Genomic DNA, 4,340 nt, shown 5'->3' on the forward strand with positions numbered 1-4,340 from the left:
GGTCCGTTCATTCGGCTTTCCGATGGGGCCGTTCCAGGTCGTCGATCTCGCCGGCGGCGACATCGGCTGGGCAACCCGCAAGCGCCGCGCGCCGACGCGCGATCCGCGTGCGCGCTACGTCGAGATTTCCGACCGGCTGTGCGAGCGCGGCTGGTTCGGCCAGAAGACCGGGCGCGGCTATTACCTGTATCCGGACGGTGCGCGAGTCGGTACGCCGGATCCGGAAGTCGAGGCGATCGTCGATGCGGAACGCGCACGCAAGGGCGTCGCGCCGCGCGCGTTCACCGACGACGAGATCATGCGCCGCTATCTGGCCGCGATGGTCAACGAAGGAGCGAACGTCGTGCACGAGAAGATCGCGCTGCGCCCGCTCGACGTCGACGCGGTGTTCCTGCACGGCTACGGCTTCCCGCGTCATCACGGCGGTCCCATGCATTACGCGGATACGGTCGGCCTTGCGAACGTGCTGGCGGACATCCGCACCTTCGCGAAGGAGGATCCGCTGTTCTGGAAGCCTTCGCCGCTGATCGTCGAACTCGTCGCGCGCGGCGCGGATTTCGCGAGCCTGAACCGCCTCGACTGAACGTCAACCGAATTCGATACGGAACCCCGATGGATCTCAATTTCACACCCGAAGAGGAAGCATTCCGCACCGACGTGCAGCGCTTCCTGAAGGAACATCTGCCCGAGCGCCTCGCGCGCAAGGTGAAGGGCGCCCTGCATCTGACGCGCGACGACATGCGCGAATGGCACGCGATCCTCAACGCGCGCGGCTGGCTCGCGAGCCACTGGCCGCGCGAATATGGCGGCCCCGGCTGGAGCGTCGCGCAGAAATTCCTGTTCGACAACGAATGCGCGCTGGCCGGCGCGCCGCGCATCGTGCCGTTCGGCGTGAACATGCTCGGCCCGGTGCTGATCAAGTACGGCAGCGAAGCGCAGAAGCGCCACTGGCTGCCGCGCATCCTCGACGGCACCGACTGGTGGTGTCAGGGCTACTCGGAGCCGGGCGCGGGCTCCGATCTCGCGGCGGTCAAGACGAGCGCCGTGCGCGACGGCGACCACTACGTCGTCAACGGGCAGAAGACGTGGACCACGCTCGGCCACTACGCGAACATGATCTTCTGCCTCGTGCGCACCGCGACCGACGTGCGCAAGCAGGAGGGCATCAGTTTCCTGCTGGTCGACATGAATGCGCCCGGCGTCGAAGTGCGCCCGATCGTCACGCTCGACGGCGAGCACGAAGTCAACGAGGTGTTTTTCACCGATGTGCGCGTGCCGGTCGAGAACCTCGTCGGTGAGGAGAACAAGGGCTGGACCTACGCGAAATACCTGCTGACGTACGAGCGCACGAACATCGCGGGCGTCGGCTTCTCGACGGCGGCGCTCGGCCGGCTGCGTACGGTTGCGGCGAAGCTGAGGAAGAACGGCAGGCCGCTCGCCGACGATCCGTTGTTCGCCGCGCGGCTCGCACGCGTCGAGATCGAGCTCGAGAACATGAAGACGACCAACCTGCGCGTGCTGGCCGCGGTCGCGGGCGGCGGCGCGCCGGGCGCGGAAAGCTCGATGCTGAAGATCCGCGGCACGCAGATCCGCCAGGAGATTGCGTCGCTGATGCGGCGCGCGATGGGACCGTACGCGCAGCCGTTCGTCGAGGAGGCGCTCGACGCCGGCTACGACGGCGAGCCGGTCGGGCCGGACGAAGCCGCGAGCGCGGCGCTCCAGTATTTCAACAACCGGAAGCTGTCGATCTTCGGCGGCTCGAACGAAATTCAGAAGAACATCATCGCGAAGATGATGCTCGGGCTGTAAGGATCTGCGATGGATTTCCAGCACACAGAAGACCGCCGGATGCTGGCGGATACGTTGAACCGGTTTATCGCCGAACAGTATGCGTTTCCGGTGCGCGACCGCATCGCGCAATCGGACGCGGGCTTCGACCGGACCATGTGGGAACGTTTCGCCGAGCTCGGCGCGATCGGCGCATTGTTCCCTGAAGCCGACGGCGGCTTCGGCGGCGCGGGTTTCGATATCGAGGTCGTGTTCGAGTGCCTCGGCCGCGGGCTCGTCGTCGAGCCGTTCCTCGGCGCATTGCTCGCGGGCCGCGCGTTGTCGCTGGCCGGCGGCGACGCGCATCGCGACAAGCTCGCCGCGCTGATCGACGGCAGCATGAGTGCCGCCTTCGCGCACGACGAGCCGGGCTCGCACTACGAATTGACGCACGTGCGCACGCGCGCCGAGCGGATGCCCGACGGGTGGGTGCTGACCGGTGCGAAGGGCGTCGTCGATCAGGCGGAGCAGGCGGGATGCTTCGTCGTCACCGCGCGCACGGCCGGTCACGACGACGATGAAGCGGGCATCGGTCTCTTCGTCGTGCCCGCGTCCGCGCCGGGCGTGTCGCTGCGCGGCTATCGCAAGATCGACGGCGGCCGCGCGGCCGACGTGCGTTTCGATCGCGTCGCGCTGCCGGCCGATGCCGCGCTCGACGTTCGGTGCATGGGCGGCGATGCCGGTCCCGGCGCCGGCGCGGCGCTGCTCGAACGTGTACTCGGCTACGGCCTGCTCGCGCTGTCGGCCGAAGCGCTCGGCGCGATGGACGTCGCGAAGGCGCACACGCTCGAATATCTGCGCACGCGCAAGCAGTTCGGCATGCCGATCGGCAGCTTCCAGGCGCTGCAGCACCGGATGGCCGACCTGCTGCTCGAGGTCGAGCAGGCGCGCTCCGCGGTGATCAATGCAGCCGCCCAGCTCGATGCGCCGCGCGTCGTGCGCGAACGCGCGCTGGCTGCCGCGAAAGTCAGCATCGGCCGGATCGGCACGCTCGTCGCGGAGGAAAGCATCCAGTTGCACGGCGGGATCGGCATGACGTGGGAATTGCCGCTGTCGCATTACGCGAAGCGCCTCGTGATGATCGATCACCAGCTCGGCGACGAGGATCATCACCTCGCGCGCTATATCGCGCTGTCGAAGCAGTGATACGGAGATGGAGGAGACAACGATGGACAACGCATTCCGTGCGCTGCCGCTGGCCGGCGTGAAGGTGCTCGATTTCTCGCGCGTGCTGGCCGGGCCGTGGTGCGCGATGGTGCTCGCGGATTTCGGTGCCGAGGTCATCAAGGTCGAACATCCCGCGCGCGGCGACGACACGCGCGACTGGGGCCTGCGGGTCGGCGACACGGAAACGACGTATTTCAACAGCGTGAACCGCAGCAAGCGCTCGATCTGCCTCGATCTGCAGACGGAGGACGGGCAGCGCCTCGCGCGCGAGCTGGCCGCGCAGGCCGACGTCGTGATCCACAACTTCAAGCTCGGCGGTGCGGAGAAGCTCGGCCTCGGCTACGACGCGCTCGCCGCACTGAACCCGCGCCTCGTGCACTGCGCGATTTCCGGCTACGACCGCTCCGGCCCGGAGGCGGGGCGCCCCGGCTACGACCTCGTCGTGCAGGGCGAGGCGGGCCTCATGGCCCTGAACGGCGAGGAAGACCAGCCGCCGCTGAAGTTCGGCGTCGCGGCCGTCGACCTGTTCACCGGCATGTACTCGGCGCAGGCCATTCTTGCCGCGCTGTACGAGCGGCATACGACCGGGCGGGGGCGGCGCATCGAGATGGCGCTGTTCGACTGCGGACTGATGATCACCGCGTATTACGGACTCGAGGCGCTGCTGATGGAAAAGGATCCGCCGCGCTACGGCAATGCGCATCCGTCGATCGTGCCTTACGGCGTGTTCGACGCGCAGGATGGCCCGCTCGTGATCACCGTCGGCAACAACGCGCAGTTCGCGCGTTTTTGCGAGGCGATCGGCCGTCCGGAACTCGCGCGCGACGCGCGGTTCGCGACGAACCTCGCGCGCTCGGCGAACCGTGCCGAACTGCTGCCGGAGCTCCGCCGCGAACTGGCGCGCCGGCCGCGCGCGGCGCTGCTGACGGCGCTCGCCGATGCCGGCATTCCGTGCGGCGAAGTGCTGGGCCTGCATGAAGCGCTGACGTCCGGGCGCACGCGCAGCGCGGGGCTCGTCACGCGCCAGCCGCATCCGGTCGCGGGCGGGGTCGACGTGCTGGCGCCGCCTTACCGTTTCGACGGCGCGCGGCTGCCGGTGCGCGGCGCGCCGCCCGTGCTCGGCGCGGATACCGAGCACGTGCTGGGCGGCTGGCTCGGGATGTCTGCGCACGAGGTCGCCCAGCTGCGCGCGGACCGGATCGTCTGAATCTTGCCGCCACGGCGCGGGCGGGCTGGTACGCGCGCCGATCGCAGAGACAACACACCCATGCGAGACGAGGGGATTTGCATGAGATCGGAGACACTATGGACCTTTCCGCCATCGAAACGCTCACGGCTCGCCGTGA

4 protein-coding genes are annotated in these 4,340 nt (G+C 68.3%); all 4 read left to right on the forward strand.

Features of this window, described 5'->3' with window-relative positions:
• The coding region (locus tag KH616_RS22025) for a 3-hydroxyacyl-CoA dehydrogenase family protein (RefSeq protein ID WP_292251291.1) at window positions 1-583 on the forward strand (583 nt) is incomplete at its 5' end.
• A gap of 29 nt (window positions 584-612) precedes the next feature.
• Window positions 613-1,809, forward strand: coding sequence for an acyl-CoA dehydrogenase family protein (locus KH616_RS22030; protein ID WP_292251294.1), 1,197 nt, complete (start codon window positions 613-615; stop codon window positions 1,807-1,809).
• Between the two features lie 9 nt (window positions 1,810-1,818).
• Window positions 1,819-2,973: an acyl-CoA dehydrogenase family protein gene (locus tag KH616_RS22035; RefSeq protein ID WP_292251297.1), complete on the forward strand. Its 1,155-nt coding sequence runs from the start codon at window positions 1,819-1,821 to the stop codon at window positions 2,971-2,973.
• A 22-nt stretch (window positions 2,974-2,995) separates the two neighbouring features.
• A complete protein-coding gene (locus KH616_RS22040) occupies window positions 2,996-4,201 on the forward strand; it encodes a CaiB/BaiF CoA-transferase family protein (protein WP_292251300.1) in 1,206 nt (401 codons plus the stop codon).
• Window positions 4,202-4,340: the final 139 nt, after the last annotated feature.

This window comes from Burkholderia sp., assembly GCF_018375725.1.
In the GTDB taxonomy this organism is placed as follows: Bacteria; Pseudomonadota; Gammaproteobacteria; order Burkholderiales; family Burkholderiaceae; genus Burkholderia.

Excerpts from the sequence above, each read along its gene's own strand:
- KH616_RS22040 (WP_292251300.1), top strand. The coding sequence starts at position 2,996 with ATGGACAACGCATTCCGTGCGCTGCCGCTGGCCGGCGTGAAGGTGCTC.
- KH616_RS22030 (WP_292251294.1), top strand. The coding sequence starts at position 613 with ATGGATCTCAATTTCACACCCGAAGAGGAAGCATTCCGCACCGACGTG.
- KH616_RS22035 (WP_292251297.1), top strand. The coding sequence starts at position 1,819 with ATGGATTTCCAGCACACAGAAGACCGCCGGATGCTGGCGGATACGTTG.